General features: G+C 71.3%; 1 protein-coding gene and 2 pseudogenes. All 3 read right to left on the bottom strand.

The annotated features are described in order from the left end of the window. Positions 1-302 (bottom strand): annotated as a pseudogene (locus ACNPM4_RS17080) (cytochrome b/b6 domain-containing protein); the annotation flags it as partial. Positions 303-304: 2 nt separating this feature from the next. Continuing rightward, positions 305-1,276, bottom strand: coding sequence for an electron transfer flavoprotein subunit alpha/FixB family protein (locus ACNPM4_RS17075; protein ID WP_448986475.1), 972 nt, complete (start codon positions 1,274-1,276; stop codon positions 305-307). A gap of 1 nt (position 1,277) precedes the next feature. Continuing rightward, positions 1,278-1,514: pseudogene (locus tag ACNPM4_RS17070) on the bottom strand (electron transfer flavoprotein subunit beta); the annotation flags it as partial.

Below are 1,514 nucleotides of genomic sequence, written 5' to 3'. Positions count from 1 at the left end.
TCGCCACCCGGCACGCGCGGCAGCCCGCGACGGATACGCGACCCACCGCTCACCGCGGCGTCGACAACCGGAGACGCAGCTGCGACCGGGGCACCTGCCCCTTCCGCCTCGGCGACAGCATCCGTCGTCGCCGCCACGGGGACCGGCTCGGCACCGACCTCGGCGACCGGTGCGACCGGTGCGACCGACGATTCCGCCACCGCATCCGACACCACCGCATCCGACACCACGGCATCGGCCGGGGGCCACGGCTCCCCGCCCGGCACACGCGGCAGACCGCGTCGCAGCATCCGCGTCGCCATGACTACTTCTTCCGCGCCTCGAGGGCGGCGATCACCTTCGGGACCACCGCGAACACGTCCCCGACGATGCCGAAGTCGGCGACGTCGAAGATCGGTGCCTCCGGGTCCTTGTTGATCGCGACGATGTTCTTGGAGGTCTGCATGCCCGCGCGGTGCTGGATCGCACCCGAGATGCCGAGAGCGACATACAGCTGCGGAGACACCGAGACGCCGGTCTGACCGACCTGGTGCGACTGCGGGATGTATCCCGCGTCGACGGCGGCTCTGGACGCACCGACGGCAGCGCCGAGCGCATCGGCGAGCTCTTCGACGAGCACGAACTTCTCCTTCGACGCGAGGCCGCGTCCACCGGAGACGACTCGCGTGGCTCCGCGCAGCTCGGGGCGGGAGGAGGCGACCTCGACAGCCTCGACCGGACCAGCCGTCGCGGCGCCCGCGCCGGACGGGGTGACGTCGAGCACCTCGACCGAGTGCGACGGCACGGCCTCGGCGCGCGCATCCACCGCGCCCTGACGCACCGTGATCACCGGAGCGCCGAAGGTCGCGGCCGAGTCGACGAGGTATGCCCCGCCGTAGACGGAATGGTGGGCGACGACGCCCTCGTCGTCACGGGAGACGCCCACGGCATCCACCGAGAGGGCGCTCTTCGTGCGCGCCGCGAAGCGCCCGGCGACATCGCGGCCGGAGATCGAGTTCGAGATCAGCACGGCGTCGGGGCGCACCTGTGCGGCCGCGGCCTGCAGGGCATCCACGATCGGCACGGTGAGCACGGACGGGTCGCCGTCGGCGGTGAGCACGACCGATGCTCCTGCCGCAGCGGCCTGATCAACCGCGGCCGGGCTGCCACCGACGATGAGCGCCACGGGCGAGCCGATCGTCGAGGCCGCGCCGATGAGTGCCGCCGTGCTGCTCGCGACATAGCCGGACGGGTCGACGTCGATGAGGACGAGGATCGGGTTCTCGGACGAGGTCATCTCACACCAGCCTGTTCTGCACGAGGTACTCGACGAGCTTGTCGGCCGCGTCGCCTTCATCGGTGATCTTCACGCCGGCGGCCCGCGGGGGCTTCTCCGACACGGCGGTCATGATCGTCCGCGGAGCGGCGGACGGATCTGCCGAGACGTCGAGGTCGGCGAGCGAGAGCACCTCGAGGGGCTTCTTCTTCGCCGCCATGATGCCCTTGAAGTTGGGGAAGCGCGCATCGGGGAGCGC

This window comes from Microbacterium umsixpiens (assembly GCF_053543675.1).
This window is presented reverse-complemented; position numbering and strand designations above follow the sequence as displayed.